Here is a 26,798-nt window from a genome sequence, read left to right as displayed (position 1 = left end):
TTCCTTTGACAAGGTTGAAGCCTATGGCTTAACTTGGTATTTAGATTAAAAAGAATAAAGAAGGTGCCATTATTCTTGCTCAAATTATTTCGTTATTTACGTCCCCACTGGGCTGCGGCCCTGCTTGCGCCGCTGCTCATGCTGCTGGAGGTCGCCATGGATTTGCTTCAGCCCATTCTCATGGCCAGCATTATTGATCAAGGTGTCATGCAGAACGATACTTCACACATTCTCCATACAGGTCTTATCATGCTGGGTGCGGCTGCCATCGGGCTGCTTGGAGGTCTCGGATGTACGATCTATTCTTCCGTTGCCTCGCAGCGTTTCGGTGCCGACCTGCGCCGGGATTTGTTCCGCAAGGTTCAAACTCTCTCGTTCCGAAATCTGGACGACATCTCGACCGGTTCGCTTATCACCCGGCTGACGGGCGACATCGTTCAGCTTCAGACCATGGTCCAGATGCTGCTGCGCATCTTCGTTCGGTCTCCGTTTCTCGCGATTGGAAGCATTATTATGGCGGTGATCATTAGCCCCAAGCTTGCCATCATTCTGGCCATTGCCGTTCCATTGTTGTTCGTTGTGATGTTCTTCCTGATTCGCGCCACCCTCCCCTTATTCGCCACCGTTCAGAAGAAACTCGATAAGGTGAATACGGTCCTGAAGGAGAATTTTGCTGGCATCCGGGTATCCAAAGCATTCGTGCGAGCCGGGTATGAGAAGGATCGATTCCATCAAGCGAATACCGACTTCACGCAAGTTTCGGTTAAAACACAACGGATCGTTGCGCTCAATATGCCCATCCTCACCATGTTACTGAACATCAGTATCGTGGTTGTCCTATGGCTTGGCGGGAAGAACGCGATCGATGGCTCTTTCGAGGTGGGAAGCCTGGTAGCCTTTATCAACTATGTGACGCAGGTGCTATTCTCCGTATCCTCCGTCGCGATGATGCTGGTCCGAATCTCTACAGCTAAGGTTTCCGCTGATCGTATCCAAGAAGTCATGCATACGGAATCCGAGATTGTAAACATTGCTCAGCCGACGATGAATGTATGCAAGCAGGGAGAAATCGTATTTGACCAGGTGACTTTTTCCTATAAACCGGAAATACAGAAGCCCGTTTTACATAATATCAGTTTCAAGGTTCAGCCAGGGCAGACCGTCGCAATTATGGGAGTAACCGGTTCGGGAAAAGCCTCGCTGGTATCCCTGCTCCCCCGTCTGTATGATGTAACATCCGGGCGGATATTCATCGATGGGACCGATGTGCGACAGATCGATTTATCGGCGTTACGCGAACGCATTGGCATCGTCCTTCAAGAATCCATCCTCTTCACAGGCACGATCCGGGACAATATCCGCTACGGGAAAGCGGATGCTTCCGATGAAGAAGTGATGGCAGCAGCTAAGGCGGCACAGGCGCATGAATTCATTTCGTCCATGCCGGAAGGGTACGATACCGTGCTTGGACAAAGAGGCGTGAACCTCTCCGGCGGCCAGAAGCAGCGGATCTCCATTGCACGGGCATTATTGCTTCGCCCCGCCATTCTTATTCTTGACGACAGCACAAGCGCCATCGATATGGGGACGGAGTCCAGGCTTCAGAAAGAGTTAGCCCAGCTGATGAACGGTCGTACCTGCCTCATGATTGCCCAGCGGATCTCTTCCGTGATCGATGCCGATCTTATACTGCTGCTGGATGATGGAAAATTGGTAGCGGAGGGTACGCACAGCGAGCTGCTTGCTTCCTGTGAGTTATACCAGGATATTTATCAATCGCAATTCGGCAAGGAGGTGTCTTCCCATGGTTAAAGCGGATCAGGAAACCAAGCAAGGCCATGCGGACGCTCCGGACTTTAGCATGCGCGGCGGCAGCCCCATGCGTGGAATGACGATGGCCAAGGCGAAGCCCAAAAATACGATGGCAACGCTTCGCCGGATCTGGGGTTACATTCGTCCATTTAAGGGCGGTATGATCGCTGTTTTCTTATTCACGCTCATCGCGACGATTCTGTCCCTGGTGGCTCCTTTCCTGCTGGGAAATGCGGTGGATCATTACATCATTCCAGGAGATTTCGAGGGACTCATGGGGTTGTGTGCGGTGCTTCTTGCCGTTTACGCGGGTACCGCGCTCACGGCATGGCTGCAACAGCATGTCATGGTTAAGGTCTCCCAGCTGTCTATTCAGGCCATGCGGAGGGATATTTTTGCAAGACTTCAAATTCTTCCGCTGCGATTCTTCGACAGCAAGACGCACGGCGAATTGATGAGCCGCACGACCAACGATATCGAGAACGTCTCCGGGACATTGAATCAGAGCGTAACCCAGCTAATCTCAAGCGTGCTGTCCCTGGTTGGATCGCTTGCCATCATGCTGTACCTCAACGTATGGCTGACGCTGCTCAGTATGGTGACCATTCCGCTTGTCATGCTGTTTACGAAGACGGTAGCAAGCCGGACAAGGAAGCATTTCTCCAAGCAGCAGAGCACGTTGGGGGAGCTTAATGGCTTTATCGAGGAAACCGTTTCGGGTCAGAAGGTTGTACAGGTATATCGCCGGGAGCGGCATGCCGCTGCGCAGTTCGATGTCATGAACAAGAAGCTGACCGATGCCAGCATTCAAGCTCAGATCTATTCGGGTACCGTCGGTCCGGTTATGAACGTGCTGAATAACGTCAGCTTTGCTTTAATTGCGGCGGTTGGCGGGTATATGGCATTCAAGGATTATACTACCGTGGGTGTTGTCGTTGCATTTCTAAACTACTCGAAGCAGTTTCAACGGCCGCTGAACGATCTAGCGAATCAATTCAACCTGGTGCAATCTGCTGTGGCGGGTGCTGAACGGGTCTTTGAGATTATCGATACCGAGTCCGAGTACCAAGACAATCAAGACGAGAATGCAGCGGATGACATGTATGGGGAGGTACAATTTGACCGTGTCTGCTTCAGTTATAAGGAGGGCGTCCCGATCCTGAAGGATGTATCACTCACCGCTCGGCCGGGCGAGACTATTGCACTCGTCGGTCCGACAGGTGCCGGCAAAACCACCATCATCAATCTGCTCACCCGTTTCTATGAAATCGATTCTGGCGTCATCACCATTGATGGGGTCGACATCCGACAGCTTGATAAGGACAATCTTCGGAGCAAGCTGGGAATCGTACTGCAGGATGCCTATGTATTCTCGGCATCGATTCGGGAGAACATCCGCTACGGCCGGCTTGATGCCTCGGACGAAGAGATCGAAACTGCCGCCAAGCTTGCCAATGCGCATGACTTCATCATGAAGCTGCCCGAAGGCTATGATACGCAGCTTCTCTCGGGCGGAGGCAACCTGAGCCAGGGCCAGCGGCAGCTCTTGACGATCGCGCGTGCGGTGCTTGCCGATCCGGTCATACTGATTTTGGACGAGGCTACCAGCAGCATCGATACGCGGACGGAGATGCATATTCAGACCGCCATGCGCACCCTGATGCAGGGCCGAACGAGCTTTGTCATCGCTCATCGTCTAAGCACGATCCGCGAGGCTGACCAGATTCTCGTCATGAATCAAGGCGGTATCGCGGAGCGTGGCACACACGAAGAACTGCTGGCCAAACACGGCTTTTATTACGAGTTATACAACAGCCAGTTTAAGTTAACCAGTTAAAGCGGCCTTGCTTACAGGCTGCTGACAACAAACAAGAGAGCCGGTTCATGGAATCGGCTCTCTTGTTTTCTGCTATAAGGATAAATGATCTGCTTACAAAGCGCAGTCTACCACACAACTTCCTTCCCCTTATAACTACAGAGCAATATCTGAATCAGTATCAGTCTAAGACGAACACGGATTATTCTTCCCATTTGACACGACCGGACCCGAACGCCTTCATTTCGATCAAGCCAGCTCAATTCGCAAATCGAGCAGACACTAGCGCCTTCATTTCCATCAAAATCGCTGAATTCGCCAATCAAGCAGACATTAGGCCCCTTCATTTCGATCAAACTAGCTCGATTCGCGAATCGAACAGACACTAGCGCCTTCATTTCCATCAAAATCGCTGAATTCGCCAATCGAGCGGACTCCAGGTCCGTTATTTCGTTCAGAATTGCTAATTTCGCGAATCGAACGGACACCAGATCCGTTATTTCAGTTAACATAGGGCGATAATCACACTTTTACGGCGAATAACGTATCTCATGTCCGCTAAACTAGTTAAACTCATCTTTTTTAACTAGATAACGGATGCTCAGTCCGTTAGAAATACAAATATAATATAATAAAATGCAATTCGACGCAAAACAAATACAATACAATGCCATACTACGCAATACAAATACAAATACAATGCAATGCAATGCAAATGCCATACAATGCAATATAAATGCCTTTCAAATGCCTTTCAAACGCAATACAAACGCTCTTCAAACGCTCTTCAAACGCTCTTCAAACGCACGCACTTCCATTGCAATACAAAGCAACCATCTCGCACGATTTCATCATTCCAACTCAACTCGACTGGCATTACTCACGATCCGTTTTACAGCCCCGATAATCCATTCCATCTCCACATATTGGTTGTGCGGCGCATTGTATTCGACGCCCCAGTAACTCTTGTATCCGCCTGCGATCAGGCTCCGTACCTTCTCCTCCGCATCGGGATGGACTGCTGTTTTTGCATCAAAATGAGTATGTACCGTCCATGGGGCAACCATCTCATCACCTTCAGCCTCATCTGCCTTCCATCTGCCAAGATGAAGCAGAAAACCAAAAGCCGGATGTTGGACTTCCTCGGCAAGCCGTTTCATTTCTCGCGGAAGCAGCGATGCGCCCATATGATTTTCCGGACCAATGGTATAACCGCCATCCGCTGCACGATCCGCATATTCCCGATAACGTTTAACGGTATACTCGAACTGTTCATTAGTCATCGGCTCCGATTCCTTATAACTGCCGCCGGTGTCGATTCGCACGGTTTCGGCGCCCAGGATTTCAGCGGCATCCAGATGAACCAGCGCGTTCTCGTACAGCTTCTGCCGGATATCCGGGTCTGGATCCCATAGGTGCGCTCCATCCACAGCAAAGTTAACCACCCTCATCTCTTTCTCATCCAGTGCCTCTCTGATTTTCCGGATGTAACTCTTATCAGCAAGCTTATATACGCTATCGCTCCGATCGATGAAAAAACCGTTCCACAAATCAACCGCATCCATTCGGTACCGGTACTTCACCGTCTCCAAATAACCGAACACATCCATTTTTCCATCCAGAAACGTATTATAAAAAGAATAGCCGCCAATCGAAATATTCACCCGAATGCCCCCTTAGAGAATAGATCAAAGCACGATCTTCCGTTTATCACACTACCAAACACCCTGCGCACATATCTTACTCTATGGTGTATTTAAGATGATGATATTCCCCGCCGGAGAGAAAACCTTTCTTCCTATACAGTTGCTCCGCTTGATTCCCCGTCGTTACAAAGAGGCGCAGCACAGGGTAATCAGGCTCCAAGACGGTTAATGCCCTATCCAGCATCGCGCTCGCCAACCCCAGCCCTCGATGTTGGGGTAATACTGCGATGCTATAAACGAGTGGCAGGCCCTCCCATAAAGAGATCAAACATACACCGACGATTTCTTCCGTTGTTCGGTCATATACTACTGAAGAGGCTTCCAACAGCTTGGGGTCCACTATGTCAAAATATCGGGCCGCATCATCCGCATAAACCTGGACTTCCCGCTCATCCGGGCCATTTGCATACGCTTCCCTAAACACCTCTACAATCTTAGACATATCTTCTATTGTGGGCCTTCTATCCATATAATGGAGATCCATCGATGTTTCCAGCTGTTCGGTAGGCCGCATCATGCATTGCCTGGATTCAACCTGAACGAAACCATTTTCACGAAAAGCGATCTCCTGCTCAACCAGAACATTATGAGCATGCAGAGACTCTGTCAAGTTCCAGGATTTTAAGGTATAGCTCTTCACGTAATCAATCATCTTTGTGGTAATAGAATATGGGGGGATACCAAACACAAGTCCGATGGAATGGTCAGACAAATAAACTCCCGCCACTTTATCTTCACCTAAGACAACCCAGTAACCGTCGTCCGAATCCGCTAGAACCTTGGTTAAATCACCCCAGCTCGGTCTAAACCAATTATTCTTATAATAGGTAGCAAAATATTTCGAGAACATCTTGGGATCCGCCTTTATTAATCTGTATTCCATAAGTCCCCCTCCTCATACCCTTTTGAATTAGGCCCATTATATAGGTTGGAAGAGGAGTGGGCAAAGGGATTTATCTTCTATAATAAAAAAATCACACATACCGTTTCGGCTAGGATAGAATCAGGCTAACCCCCAGAAACCCCGCTGTTCCCCACATAATCAACGCCGATATTCGGTTCAACGTGGACAACCATTTCCCTGATGGATCCATCCTTCCCGCTGTCCTGCCCGCTATTCCAAGACCCAAGAACCACAACCACGAAACTGCGATACATACAACGGCAAAGACCACTTTGTCGATCCCTGTATATTGGAGCGAGCTTGTGCCAATGACCCCGATCGTGTCCAGAACAGCATGCGGATTTAACAAGGATACAGACATGGCAAATACAATTTGCTTTTTCGGCGTAAACGAACGAGTCTCTTCTTGCGCTTGACCCGAAGGTTTACTCTTCCAGGTTACCCTTCCCATATAGACCAGGAAACAGATCCCCAATGAAAACAGCACGGTTCGGATCCATTCATATTCCAGAACAACAACGGATACCCCCAGAACCGCTAATGAGATCAGCAGCGTATCACATAGCGATGCGGTAATCATGACGGGCAGTGCCTTGATGAAGCGGGGTTGTACCGCTCCCTGATTAAATACAAACACGTTCTGCACGCCCAAAGGAAGAATAAGACCTAAAGCTAGAATGAATCCATGAACGATGACGCCTATCATATGAAACCAAACCTCCAGCGAATATTTCCACCATTGTAAAGGAGGGTATCGGCTGCGTCTCCAACCAATTGGTTGGCACTTGACCCAACCAATGAGTTATACTGAGGCATATTCCTACATGAAAGCGGGTTTACCTATACCTATGGCTGAAGAATGGAAATTGAATAAGCACTCCAATGTGCCGCTTCATCAGCAAATTTATGATGTTATCAAGAGCAGAATCATGAACGGGGAATGGCCGGTCGGAACCCAAATTCCCACGCAGCGAGATCTGGCTGCCAAATTTCAAGTGAACCGCAGCACCATTGTATATGCACTCGGGGAGCTTGCCGCAGACGGTTTAATCGAATCCCGCGTGGGACAAGGGACCGTAATTATTAACAATACATGGAGTTTACTTGCTGCCACACCTCTGCCTGATTGGAATCAATACGTGAAATCCGGCTCCTATCAGCCCAACATCCATATGATCCAGCAAATCAATCGTGCGGAAGCCGATGCTAGCATGATCCGTCTCGGAACAGGCGAGCTCTCTCCTGATCTCCTTCCGACTAACCAAATGCGGGAGACGTTTAGCGGCAGGATATCCAGCCGCTTCACCTTGGGCTACTCGGAACCGAAAGGGAGCCTATACTTAAGGGAAATCATCAGCGATCATCTGAAAAAGAAAGGGATTATGGCCTCCCCTGCTTCCATACTCATCGTCTCCGGCGGGCTGCAAGGCTTACAGCTTATCTCGCTTGGACTGCTGCATCACGGTTCCTCCATTTTGGTAGAGAATCCCTCTTACCTGAACTCGATCCATGTGTTTCAATCCGCCGGCATGCATTTGCACGGCATCCCTATGGATGAGAACGGGATCCGAACGGAAGCCATCGGGAGACTTAAGCGCCAACACAGGGCTGCTCTGCTGTATACCATCCCTGCCTTTCATAACCCTACCGGAACGCTAATGTCTTCCGACAGGCGGGCAGAACTGCTCCAGATTTGTGCTCAAGAAAGGCTGCCCTTAATCGAGGATGACGTGTATGGGGATTTATGGTTAGACACCCCCTCCCCCCTCCCTCTGAAAGCTTCGGATAAACAAGGCCTAGTGCTCTATTTGGGCAGCATGTCCAAGACCCTGGGTCCCGGGCTGCGCATCGGATGGATCGTCGGGCCTGAGCCGGTCATCGATCGGCTGTCCGATATCAAAATGCAAACCGATTACGGCTCCAGCTCCCTTTCCCAGCATGCCGTCGCCGAATGGCTCTCCAGTGGGTTATATGAGAATCATCTCGCTCAGATCCGTGCAGAGCTGATGAGACGCCGAGACTTTACCCTGTCGTTACTGGAGCAATATTTTCACGATATTGCACTCTGGAATACACCCCAAGGGGGATTCTATATTTGGCTTTGCATCAAGAACCCCCTCTCCATTCGCCCTTTATTTGAACAAGCGCTGAGGGAGAGCATTTTGCTTAATCCCGGAAATATATATGATCGTAACGACCAGCAGCATCTGCGCCTATCTTATGCTTACGCCTCGTACGATCAGCTGGAGAGCGGGCTTATCCGGCTTGCGGAGCTTATCCGCCTCCATGCGGTATCATAAGAAAAAGGGCCCTCCCCCGGACTTTGATCCACAGGGAAGGCCCATTCCTATTGTCAGTGTGCCACTTCTGCTATCTTATTTCGGAGGTTCGGCGATTTTCCGATTTCTACAAAACGACATTCTTCTTGCCGACGATCCTCTTTTACACATGACGACGTTCCATAACTGAAGCCGAAACCATAACGAAAGATGAGCACCATGATAATCTGCAAGACGCCAATCAACGAGCTGTACAGCAGGTGACCCATATACATCTCTGTTTTTCGGACAGGAGACAGAATGAGCCGGTTCCAAACGCCGGATGCTTTATCTTTCGTAATCGTATTCACCTTGAACCCAACGGTAAACATCACTAGGAATAACGAAAATCCAAACAGCAGCTGAAGTCCCATATCATGACAAACGAGTTCTCCCCCATCCTGCGACTCGGATTGGAGACGCAAGGGCGGTTTCTCCATATAAACATGTACGTGCTCGCGGAAGCCGATACACGGCTTTTCCCGCCAGAATGGAAAAAACCAGCAGAATGTACGGGGGAGATGTACTCGTACTGGTTGGCCATAAGGAGATCATGGAGAATAAAGACGCAACGAGCAGTGTGACAAATAGCATTGCGGGCTTGGCGCGGTATAACGGCGATAGAAAAAAGGCCGTGAAGAAAATGGCGCTGCTCCCCAATCTCCAAGGCAATTGGTCAGGATTTCCATGTTGGATCACAGGGAGGAAGGCAAAAATCCAGCTCAAACCAAGAAATATAAACCATATCCAGAACGACCGCACATCGTCCCCTCTCTTTCCACTCAAGCAAACTCAAGGCTCCCAGTATAAAATAACGTTCCAAATTTTAGTTATATCATATCACAAGCCTCTTCGGTACTTTTGGGGAAATAAGTAAACTGGAAATAAAAAAATCGCATCGATTTTATTGTGAAAAAATATACATACACGCTTAAACCCTTATCAATACTGGGATTTATTCGGCAAGCCCAGAAGGGAAATACAGCGAAAAACAGGCCCGGAATTGTGACGAAACTGGTAACTCTCGTGAATGTTTGAACAAAGTATGAACTGCCCCAGAACCGCGCCACTACAATGATTTCGCTCACAACCCTCCCCTTTTGTAACAAATTGAACACATAAAATTACATACATTGACACGAATGTGGGTTTATATGTTAATTATACAAATTTATGTGTTTTGCAAAGCCGACCGGAACTTTCTACTATAGATGTGTTAGTAACATTGAATCGAACGAACGTTTCAAGGAAAGGGGTACATCATGAACAAAAGAGGGCCGTTATTTGCATTGTTTTTATGCTTTACCTTGCTCTTATCGGGCTGCAGCTCGATCACGGTATTAAATCCGAAAGGACCGGCTGCGAGAACCCTATCCGATACAATCATATTCTCCATTCTCATGATGGTCGGAATACTAGCGGTTGTTTACGCGCTCTATATCTACATGCTCACAAAATATCGAGCCAAGAAATCCAACGAAGGTTACGAACCGCCTCATGAAGAGGGCAACAAATGGCTGGAAATTCTGTGGACTGCCATTCCGATTCTGATCGTTGCCGTGCTCTCTGTGGTAACCGTCAAAACGACGGTCGCCGTCGAGAACGTTCCTGAAGGATACGAAAACCAAAAGCCTTTGGTCATTTACGCTTCCTCTTCGAACTGGAAATGGCACTTCAGCTATCCGGAAGAAGGAATTGAGACCGTCAATTACGTCAACATTCCAACCAACCGTCCGATCGAATTCCGTCTCTACTCTTTCGGTCCGATCACAAGCTTCTGGATCCCTCAGCTTCACGGGCAGAAGTATGCGATGAGCGACATGATCACCAAGCTGAACATGGTTGCCGACGTACCAGGTTCGATGATGGGCCGTAACGCAAACTTCAACGGCGAAGGTTTTGCCCATATGGAGTTCGAAGCCCTTGCCATGACCTCTGCCGAGTACGATGAGTGGGTTCAGGATGTAAAGGATACCGCTCCTGAACTGAAGGAAGATGAGTTCAAGAAGCTTCTGGATACCGCGCATGTCGGACGAATGACCTTCTCCAACACGCATTTGGAATTCAGCCCGCCGCCATCCGAAGACCATCACCATGGCGGTGATGCCAACGGCAATGAGGAGCATCAGGACCATAAAGACGTCGATCCGAATGAACAACTGCCGGACTCCCCGGCTGAAGAAAGTCCAAATCATCAACATGAAGGACATTAAATCGGTGAGGAAAACGTTCTTCACCCGATCTACTTCATACATCCAGAAAGGAGCTAGGCCTTTATGAAATGGGACGAATTTTTCGTTACCGGTGATCCGTTAATTTACGGTGCCATGGTGAGTATTGTTCTCGTCTCGCTTGCAATCCTCTTCGGTTTAACCTTTTACAAGAAGTGGGGTTATCTCTGGCGGGAATGGCTCACAACCGTGGATCACAAAAGAATTGGGGTCATGTACATCATCTGTGCATTGATCATGCTGTTCCGCGGAGGCGTGGACGCGATCATGATGCGTGCGCAAACCGCTGCGCCGGACATGAAGTTTCTGAACGGTCAGCATTATAATGAAGTATTCACGACTCACGGGGTCATCATGATCCTCTTTATGGCGATGCCGTTTATCTTCGGTCTGATGAACGTCATCATTCCGCTTCAGATCGGTGCCCGTGACGTAGCTTTCCCTAAACTGAACGCAATCAGCTTCTGGCTGTTCTTTGCCGGCGCGATGCTGTTCAACATTTCCTTCGTTATCGGAGGCTCGCCGGATGCCGGCTGGTCCGCCTATTTCCCGCTGGCCAGTATCGAGTTCAGTCCGACCGTCGGCAATAACTACTACTCGCTGGCGCTTCAGATTTCAGGGATTGGTACCTTGCTGACAGGTCTGAACTTTATCGTGACGATTCTGAAGATGCGTGCTCCGGGCATGACCCTGATGCGCATGCCGATGTTTACGTGGTCTGTGTTGATCACTTGCGTCATTATTATCTTTGCTTTCCCTGTACTTACGATTGCGCTCTTGCTTATGATGTTCGACCGCGTCTTTGGTTCGCAATTCTTCACGATGGCCAACGGCGGCATGGATATGCTATGGGCCAACCTGTTCTGGGTATGGGGACACCCTGAGGTATACATTGTCATTCTGCCAGCTTTCGGTATTTTCAGTGAGATCATCTCGACTTTCTCCAGAAAAAACTTGTACGGTTACAGCTCCATGGTATTGAGTATGGTAATTATCTCCGGGTTGTCCTTCCTGGTATGGGCCCACCATTTCTATACGATGGGTCAAGGGGCTATGGTTAACGGCTTCTTCTCCATCACGACGATGGCGATTGCCGTACCGACCGGAATCAAAATATTCAACTGGCTCTTCACGCTTCGAAAGGGTCGAATCAGTTTTACGACGCCGATGCTCTACTCGCTTGCCTTTATTCCGATCTTCACGATCGGTGGCGTTACCGGCGTAATGCTGGCGATGGCCAGTGCCGACTATCAGTATCACAATACGATGTTCCTGGTTGCCCACTTCCACTATGTGCTTATTCCAGGCGCCGTATTCGCCGTCATTGCCGGTTTCCATTACTGGTTCCCTAAAGTGTTCGGCTTCCGTATGAACGAAAAGCTTGGCAAAATCGCATTCTGGTTTATTGCCATCTCATTTAACGTTACGTTCTTCCCGATGTTCTTCCTGGGACTTATGGGGATGACCCGTCGTACGTACACCTATTCGGCTGAAACCGGCTTTGGCCCGCTGAATATGCTGTCGATGGTCGGCGCAATTGGCCTGGCGATCGGATTCATCATTCTGGTATACAACATCTACTGGAGTACACGTTACGAGCCGCGCGACAAAACAGGAGATCCATGGGATGCACGTGCACTGGAATGGTCTACGCCAAGTCCGGTTCCTGTATACAACTTTGCGGTAACGCCGAAAGTCAAAGGCCGCGACGCCCACTGGTTCTCGAAGAAAAACAACGAGCCGCTTTCGGATGAGAAAATCACGAAGATTCACATGCCAAGCAACACCGGAAAACCATTTATACTGGGTATCGCCTTCTTCTTCCTTGGCTTCTTCCTGGTATTCAGCTGGTGGATTCCATCCATCGTTGCCGGTATTGCGGTATTGATTATTTTGGCAACCATGTCCTTTGACCGTGATCACGGATATTACATCCCGGTTGAAGAGATTGTTCAAACCGAACAGAAACTGCGGGGTGATACGGTATGAAAATAGATGCCACTCAGCCGCTGGAATATGGAACAGAGGAAAACCGTAATCGTATATTTGGCTTCTGGCTGTTCCTTGGAGCTGAAATTGCACTCTTTGCAACCTTGTTTACCGTCTACTTCGTTCTCGTGAACCGCTTTGCCAGTGGTCCTAGCGGAGCAGAAATCTTTGAAATTACGCCTGTATTACTTGAAACGTTCCTGCTCTTAACGAGTAGCTTCACCATTGGTTTGGCTGTTCATGCGATGCGTCTGGGACTGAAAAAGCAGATGATGATCTTTATGGTCATCACCCTGCTGCTCGGTGCAGGATTCCTTGGGATCGAGATCTTCGAATTCTTCACCTATGTGCATGAAGGAGTAACGCTCTCAACCAGCGCCTTCTCCTCCAGCTTGTTCACATTGCTTGGCACCCACGGAGCTCACGTTACCTTCGGTCTCCTGTGGGGAACTGGCATTCTGCTTCAAATTAAAAAGCATGGACTGGATCATTCCACAGCCAACAAGTCCTTCATCTTCTCGCTCTACTGGCACTTCCTGGACGTTGTGTGGATCTTCATCTTCAGCTTTGTATACTTGAAAGGACTGATGTGACATGTTAAAACAGCTATTTCCAATTAAGCATGTAGCGGGTTATATATCGTCTCTCGTCCTTTCAGCAGTTGCACTCGTCGTTCTGCTGGATATGCCGGCAGCTTCGAAATTGGCCGTTCTGCTGGTTACCGCTATCCTGCAGGCAACCGTTCAGCTCATGCTGTTCATGCACGTCGGGGAAAGTGATGACAAAAAATCCGTTTACATCAACATTGCCTACGCTCTGTTCGTTGGCCTTGTCACGATCTTCGGAACGCTGTTCATCTTCGTATGGGGCTGGTATGCTTAATCCCTGCGAATATCTTTGAATTTAAAATATGGCGATGAACGTTCGCATGCTGAACCTATCATCCAATATCAAAGAGGGTATCCCAAAAGATCCTAGATCTAGCGGGATGCCCTCTTTCTTTTATACGACGCTTCGTGTACGAATCGTTCCTACCATCGCTGTTGTCCCCAAATTTCTTGGAACGGTTCTAAGCAAGGAAGAAATTCGGGGACAAAGGTGACCGCTCTCGCTTATCCGGAATTAATTCGTCCTCTCCGCTACGTTGTGCGGAAACATACTTTAGACGAACGAAAAGAAACCGTTTCTTGGTAAAATGGATGTGCTACCACCATTTACAAAAGGAACGGTTTCTTTACATTCAATACACGATAGATCAACTTTACCAGCCACTGGACTTGGAGGACGACATTAGTCACGCCCTGCATCCATGTCTAGAATTTCATCAATCTCACTCTGGAGCTTCGTAGTCAGGGTCTGTTCGTCTCCAATAATCCAGGCGTGATTATAAGGAGATTCCTTAGGGGACGTGCCGCTCTGACGCCGTATCGAGTCTACATACTTCGTAATGGAGCGTGGCACCCCGTCGCGGTCCGTAAACAATAAAGGTGCATGCTTACCCATATGGGACAATGGAGCGGCTGCAATGGACAATACGGGCGAATCTGGGGTTGAGAACGAGAGGCTGTAACCCGGCGATTGAACGCCCCAACCAAAGCCTGTAACGGGATCATTGAACTGAGCAAAATGTAAGGCATTCTCGAACGGGTCATCCCCGGATATCCGCGTCACCTTCCCATATTGCCGCAGCTCGTCCTCGACTGCCCGGGATACCACCTTTTCGGGACCGATGATATAGATATTCGCTTTCCCTTTCCGCTTATGAAGCGCCTGTGCCGTCACTTCAGGCACATTCTTCTCGCGAACATACAGCATCGTTTCCGGCATATGGGCAATCCAGCTTACCGCAGGAAGCGTATAATCCGGACGATCCATCGATCCGACAATAACCGAGGTGGGTACAGATCCGGATACCTTAGCAGCGTATTCATCAATAGCGGCTGCTGCTTCTGCTGGCTCCCCGGCAGCAATGTGATCGGTCTTATATTCAAGCCCATGTAGCTCCTTCATCACCCTATCCGAAATCGGGCCGACAGTAATAATCTCAATGCCCTTGTTATGCTCCGCTCCCCTTGGCTTCAGCCGTCTCAGCTCTTCCAGCGTCTCCTTGGGAATCCCATCTTCTTCCACAAACAGTAGAGGCCCTTCGCTAAGCTGGGTCAGATCGACGCTAACAGCCGCAATGGACCATTGAGCCAAATCCACCAGAATCACCGCCTGCGGACGGCTATGCTCATTCGTGGACTGCCACAGCGTCTTGGAGGTAAGTACAGCCGCACTTACTGGATCGGATGTATTCAATCGAATGGTGTTCTTCGTAGCGGACCAAGGTACAGGAACATCCTTCAGCAGCTCCTTGCTGTGAACAGCCGAGGGAATGGAGGGCTCGGAATGACTTTGAGTCTGACTCCATGCGAGGATGCCTGCCGTTAACAGGGCAAGAGCCCAGCCGGCGATCATTTTTTTCACCGTATATTCCTCCTGTCTCACAGTAAAGCGTCTTTAGGATAGATCTCCTCCACCCTTGATGCTGTTAATTCTACAGATCTTCCATTAACTTCTCCTCATCCATATCCGGCGGCAGTCCCGGCCGGTCATTGGAACGGTTTCTCCTCCATTGCTCCTTCAGCATCTTCACAAACACGTCATCCCTGGAGAGCCAGGCGCCATACTGCCGCTTCATGTGCCGCTCCGCCTCCTCGAACGATCTGAACCGGAATGGGAGGGGTTCCCCGTTCCACTCGACAATCCATTCCCCGGCGTGGGCATAAACAAACAACAGATCCTCACTCCAGCTTTCGTATAGAACACCGGACTCCGTCCCCTTCATGTTGAATTGATTCCGTGAAGCGTCGAACCGAATCGGTTCCAGCTCAAACGAGTCAGCAGCAAATAATTGATACACTTCCTCGTTAATCGTGCACCCCGCTGCTTTGGGATGACCGCCTCCCCCGTATCGCATCGCCACTTCGGACACATCCACGTGATCATGAATCGTACGAAGGCTCATTTTCCTTCCCCCCATGTTCAAGATAGAAATGTAATCCAGGTGAGGATATGTCGTTCCCAGCTCGCTGGCAAGCTCAGAATGATAGGATTCGGCATATACAATGCCTACGCAGTGCTCCCCCACGAAGGTCTGAATGAGTTCCCGCTGCTTACGGCGGATGTAACGATCGATTTTATTCTCTTCCATGTCCAATATTTTCTCTTCAAACTCATCAAAGAAGAAGCCCCCCTGCTCCCGCAGACGCTGCGTCATCTTGCTCTCAAATTCGTCAAGGGACAACATATAGAACAAATCATTCAGACGTTTAGCCTCAATCTTCTGATTCTCTTCCCATTCCCATGTATCATAGAGGCGGACCAGCTCTACGAATTCGTCCAGTGCCTCGCTTCTGCCCAGATGTCCATGCTCAATTAAATATTCATAGAATAGTGAGGTTGCCGATGCTGGGCGGCCGTCCCGATGCGTGACATCCACTTGCCCCCAGCTATATTCATTCAAGTGAAGAGCCGTTTTGTGGTGATCAATAAGTTGCACCTGCCCTCCCTCTTCGACAAACACGTTCAGTTCCTTCTCCATATCCGGAGCGACGGACAAATCCGTAATAAACAACACATCATACGGACTCTCCTGCACGGAAGTCCGGTTCAGATACCTTGCGACTTGCTGATTCAAACCGTGAATGGAGTTGTAACGGACATCAATTCCTTCGGCGAAAGCGCATTTGGCGATAATGCCGCATCCGACACCATCCAGATCATTATGGCTGTATAGATGATACATTGGTGACTTCCTCCAAACAGTAGGTGGAATGATTAGCTGATCCTGTCTTTCATCCCTTTACGGTTCCCTAAAATCTGTCGTTTTAACCCCTGTTGGCCTCACCCGACGATACAGTTGTCCATTGGAACAGCGTTCAAGTAAAGTGCGATCGCAAACCCATGGCGTGATTCATAAAGCTGTGGGGAGAAAATAAAAAAGTCATTCTTCTGCAGAAACATTGTTTGCTGCAGAAGAATGACTTTTTTTAATCGCCATGTGGCGTTTCAATAGAAAACAGGAAAATGAGTCCGAGATTTTGGACAGTCTTCATCCAACATCATACCAAACTGTGAATTATAAGTCTATTTTTTGGGGGCAGGATGTGTCAAGATATTTTTCGTTGAATGAACAAATCGGAGGAAAAGGAGACCACAACAATGTATATAAAAAACGGAGAAATTACCATTCATTATGAAACTTTCGGCTATCATCAAGGAGGGCCAACCCTGGTATTAGTCTTTGGGTTTTCGATGTCCATTCAAGATTGGGTCGATTTCGGTTACGTGGATAAGTTAGAAAAGCACTTCAAATTGGTTGCCATTGAACCACGTGGACATGGACGGAGCTCATGTCCAATTGATCCTTCTGCGTATCAATTGGATTTCTTGGTGTCGGATGTAAGAACAGTGATAGAACATCTGAATCTACCGAAAGCCGTCATTTGGGGTTATTCGCTGGGGGCGAAAATCGCGTTGGCTTTATCCGAATCCTTTTCCGATAAGATTAGCGGCCTGGTGCTAGGAGGATGTGAGCTGCACTCATTTGTAGACTTATCCAATGACATTGTTACAGATACCCTTATGCTTGGTGGTATTGCTTGGCGAGATCTTTGGCAGCAATTATTTGAAGTACCCAAAAATATGGCAGAGCGACTTACCCAAGTCAATACCAATGCGCTGCTCTCGCTACGAAAAGTCGAAAAAGATTGGCCTTCCTTGGCAGGCATTCCCCAAAAAATAACATCACCTGTTTTGTTATACGCAGGAGAACTTTGCTTTAGCCGGGATGATATGAGAACGATGTCCCGATTATTCGTGAATAGTGAGTTGATGGAAATGAAAGGTGCGAACCATTTCGAGTTAATGCCAGCTGTCGATTGGATTGGTGACGCTGTTATCACCCATTTTGCAAAAGCATAGGACAACGTTAATTTGGTTAATAACTTGATGGGACGAAAAGCCGGCTTAAAGCCCTACAGCACAAGCTGATTCGCTGCTGCTAGGTGAAGCAGATTGATAAATCGGGGGAACCGTACCAAAAGATTAGGATGTAATTTACTGCGATTCAATGAGCCTACAACTTATCTGGACATCTGTCATTAACTCGAAATTATGGAACAAAAAAAGAAGCGGCTGCTGAGCCGCTTCTTGGATAATAAAAATATTATGCCTGTTGAACAGGTCTCGGTCCTTTGGATGCCATAACCTCATACATGCCGTGGCTGGAGCTAATCACATGCTCAGGCTGCGGCTTGCCGCGTTTATCACGATGTCCTTGAATATGTGCGGGACTGGTTTCCCAGCGTTTCCAAGCTTCCTTGGATTCCCAGCGAATCATGACGATGACTTCTTCCGTTTCGTCGGTACGCTTTGCATTCTTAACAAGGACATTCAGATCGATGAAACCTTCAATTTCTTCAATGGGTCCCGGCTTGCTAAAACGCTCAACAACCAAATTGGATGTGCCTGCTTTAACAATAATCGTTTTCGTCTCGATCAACATATTGAACGAACACTCCCTTAGCGAAAATAACCGTAAAATGAACGATATTCTTCCATTCTAAATGATAACGATTATCATTGTCAAATTCTATCCTTTCACTCGATAAACAAAAAAAATCTGACCAGCATAAACCTGCTGATCAGATGATCATCAATTCAGAGAAACGTGCTGCATGGAATTGCAAGCCGTGCAGTCCTCCTGCAAATAAAACAGCGAAGTAAAGCCAGCCTTCTTCAGCTTGCGCGCAGCCAGGATTCCGTCCGAACGCTTGGGCGTTACAATGACCACGGAGTCATCGAGTCTGAGCTCCTGCTCCCACACATACGGCAATCTTCCGAGAGAGATGTTAATCGTCTCTTTCTGCGGACAGGCCATATATTCGGTTACATCGCGTACATCGAGCACTTTCAGATTCGGACATTCCTTCTGAGCCTGCCGAAGTTCGCTGCACTTCATGAACCGCAGGCCAGTTATAGGTACATACCTCCGGTAATATATACTGAATATAAATATAATCAGAGCGGCAGATGCAATCAGCACGCAGCATTCCCCCATCATTGTCATGTGCATCAGCTTGATGCTTGGTGGAAAGAGCACGGGACATTCAACCCCCAGACCCTACCCCTACGGGTATATAGTATGTGCTTCATGTTTAAATGTCAATACATCATGACAAAGCGCATTCTTCAATTTCAAAGCCCAGGTCTTCAATCAATCCCCAGTCTGCGGTATGCGCCTGGCCTTCTGTCGTTAAATAATCGCCGATAAAAATCGAGTTGGCTGCGTATAATCCCAGCGGCTGCAAGGAACGCAGATTGACTTCGCGCCCCCCTGCAATTCGAATCTCCTTCGTGGGGTTAACAAACCGCATCATGGCAAGAATCTTCAAACACATCGTCGGGGTCAATTCCTTGCGCCCTTCAAGAGGAGTGCCCTCAATCGCATTCAAAAAATTGCAAGGAATCGAATCCGCTCCAAGCGATTTCAGAGCAAACGCAATCTCCACCCGTTCTTCCAGGCTCTCGCCCATTCCGAAGATAGCTCCGGAACAAGGGGACATTCCGGAAGAGCTTGCCTGCTTCACGGTATCTAACCGATCATCGTATGTATGCGTGGTCGTAATCTGTTCATAGTTATCTTTGGAAGTATTCAAATTATGGTTATATCGATGCACGCCGGCATCGGCGAGCTTACGCGCGTGGTCCTCATTCAGGAAGCCCAGACAACAGCACACCTTCAGCTGAGTAGTCTGTGTAATCTCCTTCACCGCTGCGACTACATGATCAATCTCTCGATTGGTAGGACGGCGACCGGAAGCCACGATGCAGTAGGTGCCCGCCTTTCGGCGAATCGACTCACGCGCGCCTTCGAGAATTTTGTCTTTGGTAAGCCATGCATATTTATCGATAGGCGCTTCCGAAACGATGGACTGGGAACAGTATCCGCAATCTTCAGGACACAAACCGGATTTAGCGTTTACAATCATGTTCAGCTTGACCTTATTCCCGTAGTACTCGCGGCGGATGCGATATGCAGCCTGCATAACCGTCAGCAGTTCCTGATCCTCGCTGTTTAGAATTGCCAAAGCCTCAGTCGGCGTAATTTCATACCCTTGCACAACGTGTTCAGCCAGCGTCGCCCAATCATAATGGATTTGAGTCGTCATATCTTCATTCTCCCTCTCCGTTTTAAATGTTAACCTATTCAAATAAAAATTAGGTTAACAATAAGAGTAATAATAGCATAGATGACGAAACAGAGGCAATCCTCCATCGCAGCTTTTGCAAGAAAAAAAGGACTGCTTCATCCATGCCTGCGTCAGGCTTGATGAAACAATCCTCTTCCTCGTTAACTACTGTTGGCTTTATGGCGCTCGTTTGGGCAGCATTTTCACATATTCATCGGACAGCTTCATCAACTGCAGAATATAGTCATAATCGCTGCGATACGGCGTGATGTCTGTTACGGGCTCCAGCGTCTTCAAGGAAACCGCCGTGCCGTCCTCAAATCCGTCACCAGGAACGAACAGAATGTCATTATTAAAGAAAGAGCCTGTCGGTAGATAATATCGCATCCCGATTACATTGCGATCCACATTCAGCAGGTCATGCCCAAACGCGTTAAAACCTTCGTCGTCCAGCGATACGCCTAAAAGGTTAGCGACGGTTGGCAGAATATCGACCTGACCCCCCACCTGCTCGATGACCTTTCCTTCCTTCATGCCGGGTACATGAATGACAAGCGGGATGTTAAATCGGCTGACCCGCTCATGGTAAGGAATTCCTAACGTTGACGAGATCATATTGGCGTCGGCTTCTGCCGGATTGATGCCGAAGTGATCCCCGTACACAACCAGAACGGTATCCTCCCACAACCCGTTCTGCTTCAGACGGTCAACCAGTGTTCCGAGTGCATAATCCGAATAATTCACCGACTTCAGGTAATTCCCCAGATGGGTCCCTTCCAGCTCAGCCGGCAGGGTGATCTTCGCGAATTCATCCTTCACATGGTATGGAGAATGGTTGGATACCGTGATGTAATGGGCATAGGTAGGCTTGTTCTGCTGTTGATTCTCCAGCAGCTTGTCCACGCCGACACGGAACAGCTCTTCATCGGAAGGTCCAAATTCATTGAAGTTATCATTCGTGAAATACGGCTTGTCGTAATAATGCTGAAAATCAAGTGCCGGGTACAGTTTGCTTCGATCCCAGAACTTCACATCATTCACGTGGAATGTCGTAGTAATATACCCGTGCTTGTTCAAGAGCCGCGGCAGACCCGGCAGCTCTTTATTTCCGAACCCGGTGGACATCGCCACCGTTCCGGTCGGATAAATCGATGTATTGACCGCAAACTCAGCATCCGAAGTGTTGCCCTGCCCGATCTGTTGGAAGATATGCGGGAAGTACAGACCGCCAGCCGCAAGCTGGTTCATCACCGGTGTCAGCTCCTGGCCATTCAGGGATTGACCCACCGGAAAGTTCTGCAGCGATTCCATCTGAACGATAATCAGATTTTTGCCTTTGGCAGCGCCGAAGTAGTCCGGCTTGTTCTTTGCTTCCTTAACGTAAGGATAGGTCGCCAGCAGCTGCTGGGACCGCAGAATGGTGTCCTGCAGACTCCCTTCGGCTAAGGCACGATTCTCCTGCGAATTTCGGATCACGGCCGATACCTGATAATTCATAAAGCCCATCTGCTCCGCGCGCACGATTTCATTCTCGATTCCCCATTCTTTCCGGATGATAAGTCCGGACAGAACACTCGTAATGACCAGTACTACCGTCATGGAGATGCGCCACTTCATTCCAGGTCTGCGCGAATAGGATGCGGAATAACTGGAACGGACTCCACCAAAATGCAATCCTCTTCGCGAGCGCGAACGAATTTTTCGAACCGCCCATATGACCAATAGGACTAGCAGGTCCAGGAAGAAGAGAAAGTGCTCCGGCTCTAGCAAAGCCGTAATGCTGGCTCTTACCTGGTTTACTTGACCAATACCCGCAAGCGCGGTATACGTCGGTATAGACCCAAAATGAACGTTATAAACCGCGGACGCAAACATGATAAAAGATAATACGACATCTAGGATCACATAGACCATCTTTTTCCCTCTTACCGGCAGGATCAGCTCCAGTAAGCTAATCAGGACCAACAGGGACAGCGCGTCGGTAAGCACCTTACCCCATACGACCCCATTAAACAGAAACACTCTTAGAAGGATCAACTTCAATAAGAGCGTCAAAAAAACGAGTATGCTTAATTTCAACCTTTGTTCAAGGTAGCGTTCCATTTTCCATTCCCTCTTTTGTGTAAATATAATGTTAAATTTCAGCTTCCATTATAACAGGAATGTAAACGTCAATCTAATCTGCCCATTCCTTCGCCCCCCCTGGTCAATTGTCCAATGCATGATCCTTACGTATCACGTAGGATAAAGCATCCCAATCAAAAGGCTGGAGGGTTTAAGACATGAAGATGGTTGTAACCGGCGGAGCAGGCTTTATCGGCTCCCACCTGGTGAACGGACTCGTTAATCAAGGCTATGAAGTCCATGTGATCGATAACCTGACAACCGGAGATCCAGGTCGCCTGCACAGCGAGGCAATTTTACATGTAGCCGATGTAAACAGTCAGCAGACAACTGCATATATCTCCGTGCTGAAGCCGGACGTCGTATTCCACTTGGCCGCACAGGCCGACGTGCAGCGATCGATCAAGGAGCCTCGACTTGATGCGGATGCGAATGTTATGGGCACCATCAATATACTTGAAGCATGTCGTAAAGCTGGGGTCCGTAAGATTGTGTTTGCTTCGACGTCAGGCGTATATGGGGACCTGGAGAAATCTCAGCTGACGGAGGATGATCCGGTTAATCCGATCTCCTTCTATGCACTTTCCAAAGTAGTAGGTGAGCAATATATCCGTTTATACCACCGCTTCTTCGGCCTGCAGTACACCATTCTTCGTTATGGGAATGTCTACGGACCGGGTCAGACTGCGAAGGGGGAAGGCGGTGTTGTGGCGGTATTTGGTGACCGCCTGCGTCAAGGCGCTCCGTTTCATATATACGGCGATGGCAAACAAACCCGGGATTTTATTTATGTTAAGGATGTGGTTGAAGCGAACCTCGCCTCCATCCAACACGGGGATGAGAGCGTTCTTCATGTTAGCACCGGCACTGGCCATACCGTCAATTCACTCGTCGATCACATCAGCAGGCTGCATCCTAACCGCATTGATGTCAACTATCTGCCTGCGAAGAACGGCGATATTCTGCATAGCTGCCTGAATAATGAGAGAACCCGGGCATTGCTGCAGTGGAGCCCGTTATTTAGCCTGGAAGAAGGAGTGGAAGAAACCTACAGACACTGGCTTGGCACATCCTAGTTTCCCAAATGAACGGTAGCAAATGAACATAGAAACAGCCATATTCCTCGTCATTCCAAGGAATATGGCTGTTTTTAATCGTTCCGGTTAGGGATACGAAAAACATCCCAAACATAGCGCTTCGTTTTGTCAGAAAAACAAGCGGAGTCCCACCAAAGTCAGGATCCCGACGATGACGGTGGCAAACAGGCTTTTCGTGAGAAAAGCGGTGAGGAATGCGGGCACGGCCGCAATCAATTCGAGTGTATGCCCACCTGGATCTACACGTCCATCCGATAGGAGCAGCTCCTGGGCTAGCAGCGCTCCCATGACGGCAATCGGCACATGATTGAGCCACCGGATCATCATCTCCGGAATGCGGAGCTTGCTCAGGATCATAAGCGGCAAAACCCTTGGAATGAGGGTTACGACAGCGCAACCGATAATCAGTATGGCGATATGCCATCTTATTTCCATTGTTCGATCACCATCCCTGCAGTAGCCGCAACCATAATTGCGACAATCACCGCCGCGCTTCCAGGCAGAATCGTACTGACTGCTACTACCGAAACGGCGGCAATCATAACCACCATGAAGTCAAGTTTATACTTCTTCCGGCTGATCCATTGCAAAGCCAGCAAACCGATAAACATCCCGGGCAATGCAAAATCCAGGCCAAACTTCTCCGGATCCGGAATCCACTCCCCAACTAGCCCCCCCGCTACGTTGGCTGCACACCAGAACAGATACGCCGTGATATTCAGGCCGACCATCCATTGATAGCCGAGTCTCTTCTGCTCGGTGGCCTTGGCTGCCGCAACACCAAATGTCTCGTCGGTTAACAGGGAGCCGATAAAGAAGCTTTTTCCTGAGGAAAGCCCTTTAAAATACGGGGCAATCGCGGCGCTTAACAGTAGATGCCTGGCATTAACAAAAAATATCGTAACAATGATCGATAGGATCGGGCTAGCAGCCGCTATCATCCCTGCAGCAATAAATTGCCCGGAGCCCGCATAGAGCAGCAGCGAAATGAGCGTAATTTCGAGCAGGCTGAAACCTGCGGTGCGCTCGACAACACCTGCCGCAAAACCGATGCTCAGGTAGCCCAGGAGGGTTGGAATACAATCTTTAAAGCCTTGAAGGTAGGTGTTTCCCTGGCTTCCTTGGTTTCCCTCTATACCTGCGGGAAGCCGTTCTGACTTGGTGCTCATCTGTGTTCGATTCCTCTCTTACTCTACAATTCTATTTTTAATTACTATGAATTCTTCCTGCTGCCTTGTCAACGCTGTTCCACCGTTTTTCCATCAAAAAAAGCGTCCCGGGAATGCTCCTCATTCGCCAAGAACGCTTCTTCATTCGGTTTATTTAGCTGCTTAAGGCTTCAGGATGACTTTGATACAGCCATCCTTTCGTTCATTGAAGATATCGTATCCGTGGGCAGCCTTCTCCATCGGGAGCCGATGTGTGATGATATCCGAAGGATCTATAGTCCCCTCTTTCAACATTTGATATAGGTGCGGCATGTAATGAATGACGGGTGCCAGCCCCATTTTTAATGTAATATTGCGTTCGAACAGCTCTCCAAGCGGAAATGCATTATAAACAAGCCCATACACGCCGGTTAGCTGGATCGTCCCGTATTTACGAACCATACTCACAGCCATGCGGAATGCACCCAATGAGCCTCCCTGGAGCCTCAGCATGCTGCCTAGCATTTCAGAAGGGGTCCGTTTGGCGTCCAGACCTACACAATCAATGACAACATCTGCACCGCCCTTGGTGATCTCTCGGATATAATGCTCGATTTCGGGGATTTTCTCAAAATTGTAGGTTTCCACAAGATTGGTCCGTTTCGCATGCGCCAGCCTGTAATCCACATGATCAATCGCAATCACCCGCTTCGCGCCTTTTAGCCAGGCAAACTTCTGCGTCAGCAATCCAATCGGACCGCAGCCCAGAACAATCACGACATCGCCCGGTTTAACCCCTCCGTTCTCCACGCTCCAGATGGCTGTGGGCAGCGCATCGGAGAGCATGAGCAGCTTCTCATCTTCCATCTCGGCGTCCTCAGGAATAACAAAGGGCATGGAATTTCCATAAGGGACGCGCAACAGCTCTGCTTGGGCACCTTGAAAACCGCCGAACGCGTCACTATATCCAAAAAAACCGCCAGTATTCTTGGCTTCATTCGCATAATCGCATTGGCTCTCCATGTGATTCTGGCAGAAGAGGCATTTTCCGCAAGATATGATAAAAGGAATAATTACACGGTCACCCACTTTGACCCTGCTTACTTCCGGACCTGCATCCACAACGATTCCCAAAGGCTCATGGCCGATAATGTAATCATCGGTCAGCTGTTGTAATCCACCGTTATATAAATGCAAATCCGATCCGCAGATGGCCGTGGTGGTGACCCGGATCAGGATATCCTCGCTGTGCTGAAGAACGGCGTCCTTCATCTCCTTCACTTGGATCCGATGTCTGCCTTGATAAGTGACTGCTTTCACGCACGAACCCCCTTTTCAAGTCAATATCCATTTTTGTAATGATTTGACTTTTTTAGGATCAGTGTACGCAAATTCAATCATAACTACTCTGCCAGGGCAAAAATAAAGCGAAGTTCACCCCAGCGCTTCGGGTTGAATGTCTACCGGCTGCTTTTTTGATTTCCCGACTTTCAAGAATAATACCAGCCCTAACAGCACAAGCGCTCCCCCTGCCGCCTGCAGGGAATTCATCGACTCATTCAATAGGAGAAAAGCCAGTACACTCGCTCCAACCGGCTCTCCGAGAACGCTCATTGATACGGTTGAGGCTGTGGCATACTTCATCAACCAGTTAAATAACAAATGGCCGAATACCGTTGGCACGACAGCCAGTAAGGCAAATATCCCCCACTCTCGTCCGGAATACCCCGTCATCGGAATGTTCATGCCCACGTTATACACCGCCAGTACGGACGCTGCTACCGCAAAGACAAGCCAGCTGTATAGGAATGACGGCAGACGGCGCAGCAGCAATTGGCCCAGCAGCATATGGACAGCAACCGCAGCCGTCCCCAGCAAAGACATGATATCACCTGTCAAATGACCCTTGCTCCCACTAAGCCCACTGCTTCCAATGAGAAGAAAGACACCGAGGAAGGCGATGGCCATGCCTCCGATTGCCGCCAGCGATGTTTTCTCCTTAAACCAGAAGTAAGCACCCATCATCACGAATACCGGCTGAAGAGCAAGGATAATCGTGGAGCTGGCTACGCTCGTCCACTTCAAGGAGCCCATCCATAACAAAAAATGCAGCGCCAGCATCGCTCCGGATAGAAGGAGCAGCAGCAGATCTGTTCGCTTCAGCGATTTGATATCCGGCACATATTTTCCCGCGAAGGGCAACATGATCAGGAACGTGATCACTAGTCTGTACATCGCTTGAATGGATACGGGGCTGCTGGACCATTTTACAAAAATCGAGGAAAAAGAAATAGCTATGATGCCGATAAATAGAGGAATAAATACGGGAATCGGTGCTCGGTTCGAATTCATGATGGTTAAATGATTCACCTTTCGTGTTATATTAGAGAATGATTTTAAAATTATAACATTCGG

General features: G+C 48.8%; 23 protein-coding genes. 9 read left to right on the top strand and 14 right to left on the bottom strand.

What is annotated here, in order from left to right; genetic code table 11:
• Positions 1-75 precede the first annotated feature (75 nt).
• Positions 76-1,812: an ABC transporter ATP-binding protein gene (locus tag AB4124_RS23345; protein WP_441974319.1), complete on the top strand. Its 1,737-nt coding sequence runs from the start codon at positions 76-78 to the stop codon at positions 1,810-1,812.
• Positions 1,805-3,649 carry an ABC transporter ATP-binding protein gene (locus AB4124_RS23340; protein ID WP_441974318.1) on the top strand — a complete coding sequence of 615 codons (1,845 nt, stop codon included), beginning with the start codon at positions 1,805-1,807 and terminating at the stop codon, positions 3,647-3,649. Before AB4124_RS23345 ends, AB4124_RS23340 begins: the two co-directional genes overlap by 8 nt.
• Before the next feature lie 830 nt (positions 3,650-4,479).
• Here AB4124_RS23340 and AB4124_RS23335 read toward each other — a convergent pair.
• From AB4124_RS23335 to AB4124_RS23325, 3 genes are all read right to left on the bottom strand, one after another.
• Positions 4,480-5,292, bottom strand: coding sequence for a sugar phosphate isomerase/epimerase family protein (locus AB4124_RS23335; RefSeq protein WP_441974317.1), 813 nt, complete (start codon positions 5,290-5,292; stop codon positions 4,480-4,482).
• Positions 5,293-5,368: 76 nt separating this feature from the next.
• Positions 5,369-6,217: a GNAT family N-acetyltransferase gene (locus AB4124_RS23330; RefSeq protein ID WP_441974316.1), complete on the bottom strand. Its 849-nt coding sequence runs from the start codon at positions 6,215-6,217 to the stop codon at positions 5,369-5,371.
• Positions 6,218-6,326: 109 nt separating this feature from the next.
• Positions 6,327-6,944, bottom strand: coding sequence for a LysE/ArgO family amino acid transporter (locus tag AB4124_RS23325; protein ID WP_441974315.1), 618 nt, complete (start codon positions 6,942-6,944; stop codon positions 6,327-6,329).
• Positions 6,945-7,086: 142 nt separating this feature from the next.
• Between AB4124_RS23325 and AB4124_RS23320 the strand changes: the two genes are divergently transcribed.
• Complete coding sequence (locus tag AB4124_RS23320; RefSeq protein ID WP_441974314.1) at positions 7,087-8,538, top strand: aminotransferase-like domain-containing protein; 1,452 nt, start codon at positions 7,087-7,089, stop codon at positions 8,536-8,538.
• A gap of 53 nt (positions 8,539-8,591) precedes the next feature.
• On the opposite strand, the gene AB4124_RS23315 is transcribed toward AB4124_RS23320, so the two are convergent.
• Positions 8,592-8,981 carry an ABC transporter permease gene (locus tag AB4124_RS23315; protein ID WP_441974313.1) on the bottom strand — a complete coding sequence of 130 codons (390 nt, stop codon included), beginning with the start codon at positions 8,979-8,981 and terminating at the stop codon, positions 8,592-8,594.
• Positions 8,982-9,818: 837 nt separating this feature from the next.
• Between AB4124_RS23315 and qoxA the strand changes: the two genes are divergently transcribed.
• The 4 genes from qoxA (at position 9,819) to qoxD (ending at position 13,658) form a co-directional block, all read left to right on the top strand.
• Entirely contained in the window at positions 9,819-10,769 is a 951-nt protein-coding gene (qoxA, locus tag AB4124_RS23310; protein WP_430107064.1) for a cytochrome aa3 quinol oxidase subunit II, read from the top strand.
• Positions 10,770-10,832: 63 nt separating this feature from the next.
• Complete coding sequence (gene qoxB, locus AB4124_RS23305) at positions 10,833-12,776, top strand: cytochrome aa3 quinol oxidase subunit I (RefSeq protein ID WP_441974312.1); 1,944 nt, start codon at positions 10,833-10,835, stop codon at positions 12,774-12,776.
• Positions 12,773-13,369, top strand: coding sequence for a cytochrome aa3 quinol oxidase subunit III (gene qoxC / locus AB4124_RS23300; RefSeq protein WP_076321252.1), 597 nt, complete (start codon positions 12,773-12,775; stop codon positions 13,367-13,369). The genes qoxB and qoxC overlap by 4 nt, the downstream gene beginning before the upstream one ends.
• A 1-nt stretch (position 13,370) precedes the next feature.
• The gene (gene qoxD, locus AB4124_RS23295) at positions 13,371-13,658 is read left to right on the top strand and encodes a cytochrome aa3 quinol oxidase subunit IV (protein WP_098743425.1); all 288 of its coding nucleotides are present in this window, start codon (positions 13,371-13,373) and stop codon (positions 13,656-13,658) included.
• 408 nt (positions 13,659-14,066) lie between these two features.
• On the opposite strand, the gene AB4124_RS23290 is transcribed toward qoxD, so the two are convergent.
• Positions 14,067-15,236, bottom strand: a complete 1,170-nt coding sequence (locus AB4124_RS23290; RefSeq protein WP_441974338.1) for a cell wall-binding repeat-containing protein — start codon at positions 15,234-15,236, stop codon at positions 14,067-14,069.
• A gap of 79 nt (positions 15,237-15,315) precedes the next feature.
• Positions 15,316-16,566, bottom strand: coding sequence for a DHH family phosphoesterase (locus tag AB4124_RS23285; RefSeq protein WP_430139645.1), 1,251 nt, complete (start codon positions 16,564-16,566; stop codon positions 15,316-15,318).
• 416 nt (positions 16,567-16,982) lie between these two features.
• Between AB4124_RS23285 and AB4124_RS23280 the strand changes: the two genes are divergently transcribed.
• The gene (locus AB4124_RS23280) at positions 16,983-17,744 is read left to right on the top strand and encodes an alpha/beta fold hydrolase (RefSeq protein WP_076321248.1); all 762 of its coding nucleotides are present in this window, start codon (positions 16,983-16,985) and stop codon (positions 17,742-17,744) included.
• Positions 17,745-17,988: 244 nt separating this feature from the next.
• Here AB4124_RS23280 and AB4124_RS23275 read toward each other — a convergent pair whose 3' ends face one another.
• The 4 genes from AB4124_RS23275 to AB4124_RS23260 form a co-directional block, all read right to left on the bottom strand.
• Positions 17,989-18,327, bottom strand: coding sequence for an antibiotic biosynthesis monooxygenase (locus AB4124_RS23275; protein WP_213644932.1), 339 nt, complete (start codon positions 18,325-18,327; stop codon positions 17,989-17,991).
• Positions 18,328-18,477: 150 nt separating this feature from the next.
• The gene (locus tag AB4124_RS23270) at positions 18,478-18,924 is read right to left on the bottom strand and encodes a rhodanese-like domain-containing protein (protein ID WP_441974311.1); all 447 of its coding nucleotides are present in this window, start codon (positions 18,922-18,924) and stop codon (positions 18,478-18,480) included.
• 70 nt (positions 18,925-18,994) lie between these two features.
• Entirely contained in the window at positions 18,995-19,993 is a 999-nt protein-coding gene (bioB, locus tag AB4124_RS23265) for a biotin synthase BioB (protein ID WP_076321247.1), read from the bottom strand.
• A gap of 198 nt (positions 19,994-20,191) precedes the next feature.
• Complete coding sequence (locus tag AB4124_RS23260) at positions 20,192-22,117, bottom strand: LTA synthase family protein (RefSeq protein WP_441974310.1); 1,926 nt, start codon at positions 22,115-22,117, stop codon at positions 20,192-20,194.
• Positions 22,118-22,296: 179 nt separating this feature from the next.
• On the opposite strand from AB4124_RS23260, the gene AB4124_RS23255 reads away from it, so the two are divergent.
• Positions 22,297-23,214 carry an NAD-dependent epimerase/dehydratase family protein gene (locus AB4124_RS23255; RefSeq protein WP_430107057.1) on the top strand — a complete coding sequence of 306 codons (918 nt, stop codon included), beginning with the start codon at positions 22,297-22,299 and terminating at the stop codon, positions 23,212-23,214.
• A 129-nt stretch (positions 23,215-23,343) separates the two neighbouring features.
• On the opposite strand, the gene AB4124_RS23250 is transcribed toward AB4124_RS23255, so the two are convergent.
• The 4 genes from AB4124_RS23250 to AB4124_RS23235 form a co-directional block, all read right to left on the bottom strand.
• Complete coding sequence (locus AB4124_RS23250) at positions 23,344-23,670, bottom strand: AzlD domain-containing protein (RefSeq protein WP_098743408.1); 327 nt, start codon at positions 23,668-23,670, stop codon at positions 23,344-23,346.
• Complete coding sequence (locus AB4124_RS23245; protein WP_339293130.1) at positions 23,661-24,404, bottom strand: AzlC family ABC transporter permease; 744 nt, start codon at positions 24,402-24,404, stop codon at positions 23,661-23,663. Before AB4124_RS23245 ends, AB4124_RS23250 begins: the two co-directional genes overlap by 10 nt.
• A 162-nt stretch (positions 24,405-24,566) precedes the next feature.
• Positions 24,567-25,703 (bottom strand): alcohol dehydrogenase catalytic domain-containing protein, encoded by a 1,137-nt coding sequence (locus AB4124_RS23240; protein WP_076321242.1) that lies wholly within the window; start codon positions 25,701-25,703, stop codon positions 24,567-24,569.
• Between the two features lie 114 nt (positions 25,704-25,817).
• A complete protein-coding gene (locus AB4124_RS23235; protein ID WP_339272508.1) occupies positions 25,818-26,735 on the bottom strand; it encodes a DMT family transporter in 918 nt (305 codons plus the stop codon).
• Positions 26,736-26,798: the final 63 nt, after the last annotated feature.

The organism is Paenibacillus sp. 2KB_20, from assembly GCF_052115765.1.
Taxonomy (GTDB): Bacteria; Bacillota; Bacilli; order Paenibacillales; family Paenibacillaceae; genus Paenibacillus_AQ.
The sequence above is the reverse complement of the archived record's forward strand: the minus strand, read 5'-3'. Positions and strand labels throughout refer to the sequence as shown.

What these genes read in the sequence shown, in the direction of transcription:
- AB4124_RS23340 (WP_441974318.1), top strand. Translation starts at nt 1,805, where the DNA reads ATGGTTAAAGCGGATCAGGAAACCAAGCAAGGCCATGCGGACGCTCCG.
- AB4124_RS23330 (WP_441974316.1), bottom strand. Translation starts at nt 6,217, where the DNA reads ATGGAATACAGATTAATAAAGGCGGATCCCAAGATGTTCTCGAAATAT.
- AB4124_RS23325 (WP_441974315.1), bottom strand. Translation starts at nt 6,944, where the DNA reads ATGATAGGCGTCATCGTTCATGGATTCATTCTAGCTTTAGGTCTTATT.
- AB4124_RS23320 (WP_441974314.1), top strand. Translation starts at nt 7,087, where the DNA reads ATGGCTGAAGAATGGAAATTGAATAAGCACTCCAATGTGCCGCTTCAT.
- qoxA (WP_430107064.1), top strand. Translation starts at nt 9,819, where the DNA reads ATGAACAAAAGAGGGCCGTTATTTGCATTGTTTTTATGCTTTACCTTG.
- qoxB (WP_441974312.1), top strand. Translation starts at nt 10,833, where the DNA reads ATGAAATGGGACGAATTTTTCGTTACCGGTGATCCGTTAATTTACGGT.
- qoxC (WP_076321252.1), top strand. Translation starts at nt 12,773, where the DNA reads ATGAAAATAGATGCCACTCAGCCGCTGGAATATGGAACAGAGGAAAAC.
- qoxD (WP_098743425.1), top strand. Translation starts at nt 13,371, where the DNA reads ATGTTAAAACAGCTATTTCCAATTAAGCATGTAGCGGGTTATATATCG.
- AB4124_RS23290 (WP_441974338.1), bottom strand. Translation starts at nt 15,236, where the DNA reads ATGATCGCCGGCTGGGCTCTTGCCCTGTTAACGGCAGGCATCCTCGCA.
- AB4124_RS23285 (WP_430139645.1), bottom strand. Translation starts at nt 16,566, where the DNA reads ATGTATCATCTATACAGCCATAATGATCTGGATGGTGTCGGATGCGGC.
- AB4124_RS23280 (WP_076321248.1), top strand. Translation starts at nt 16,983, where the DNA reads ATGTATATAAAAAACGGAGAAATTACCATTCATTATGAAACTTTCGGC.
- AB4124_RS23275 (WP_213644932.1), bottom strand. Translation starts at nt 18,327, where the DNA reads ATGTTGATCGAGACGAAAACGATTATTGTTAAAGCAGGCACATCCAAT.
- bioB (WP_076321247.1), bottom strand. Translation starts at nt 19,993, where the DNA reads ATGACGACTCAAATCCATTATGATTGGGCGACGCTGGCTGAACACGTT.
- AB4124_RS23260 (WP_441974310.1), bottom strand. Translation starts at nt 22,117, where the DNA reads ATGGAACGCTACCTTGAACAAAGGTTGAAATTAAGCATACTCGTTTTT.
- AB4124_RS23255 (WP_430107057.1), top strand. Translation starts at nt 22,297, where the DNA reads ATGAAGATGGTTGTAACCGGCGGAGCAGGCTTTATCGGCTCCCACCTG.
- AB4124_RS23250 (WP_098743408.1), bottom strand. Translation starts at nt 23,670, where the DNA reads ATGGAAATAAGATGGCATATCGCCATACTGATTATCGGTTGCGCTGTC.
- AB4124_RS23245 (WP_339293130.1), bottom strand. Translation starts at nt 24,404, where the DNA reads ATGAGCACCAAGTCAGAACGGCTTCCCGCAGGTATAGAGGGAAACCAA.
- AB4124_RS23235 (WP_339272508.1), bottom strand. Translation starts at nt 26,735, where the DNA reads ATGAATTCGAACCGAGCACCGATTCCCGTATTTATTCCTCTATTTATC.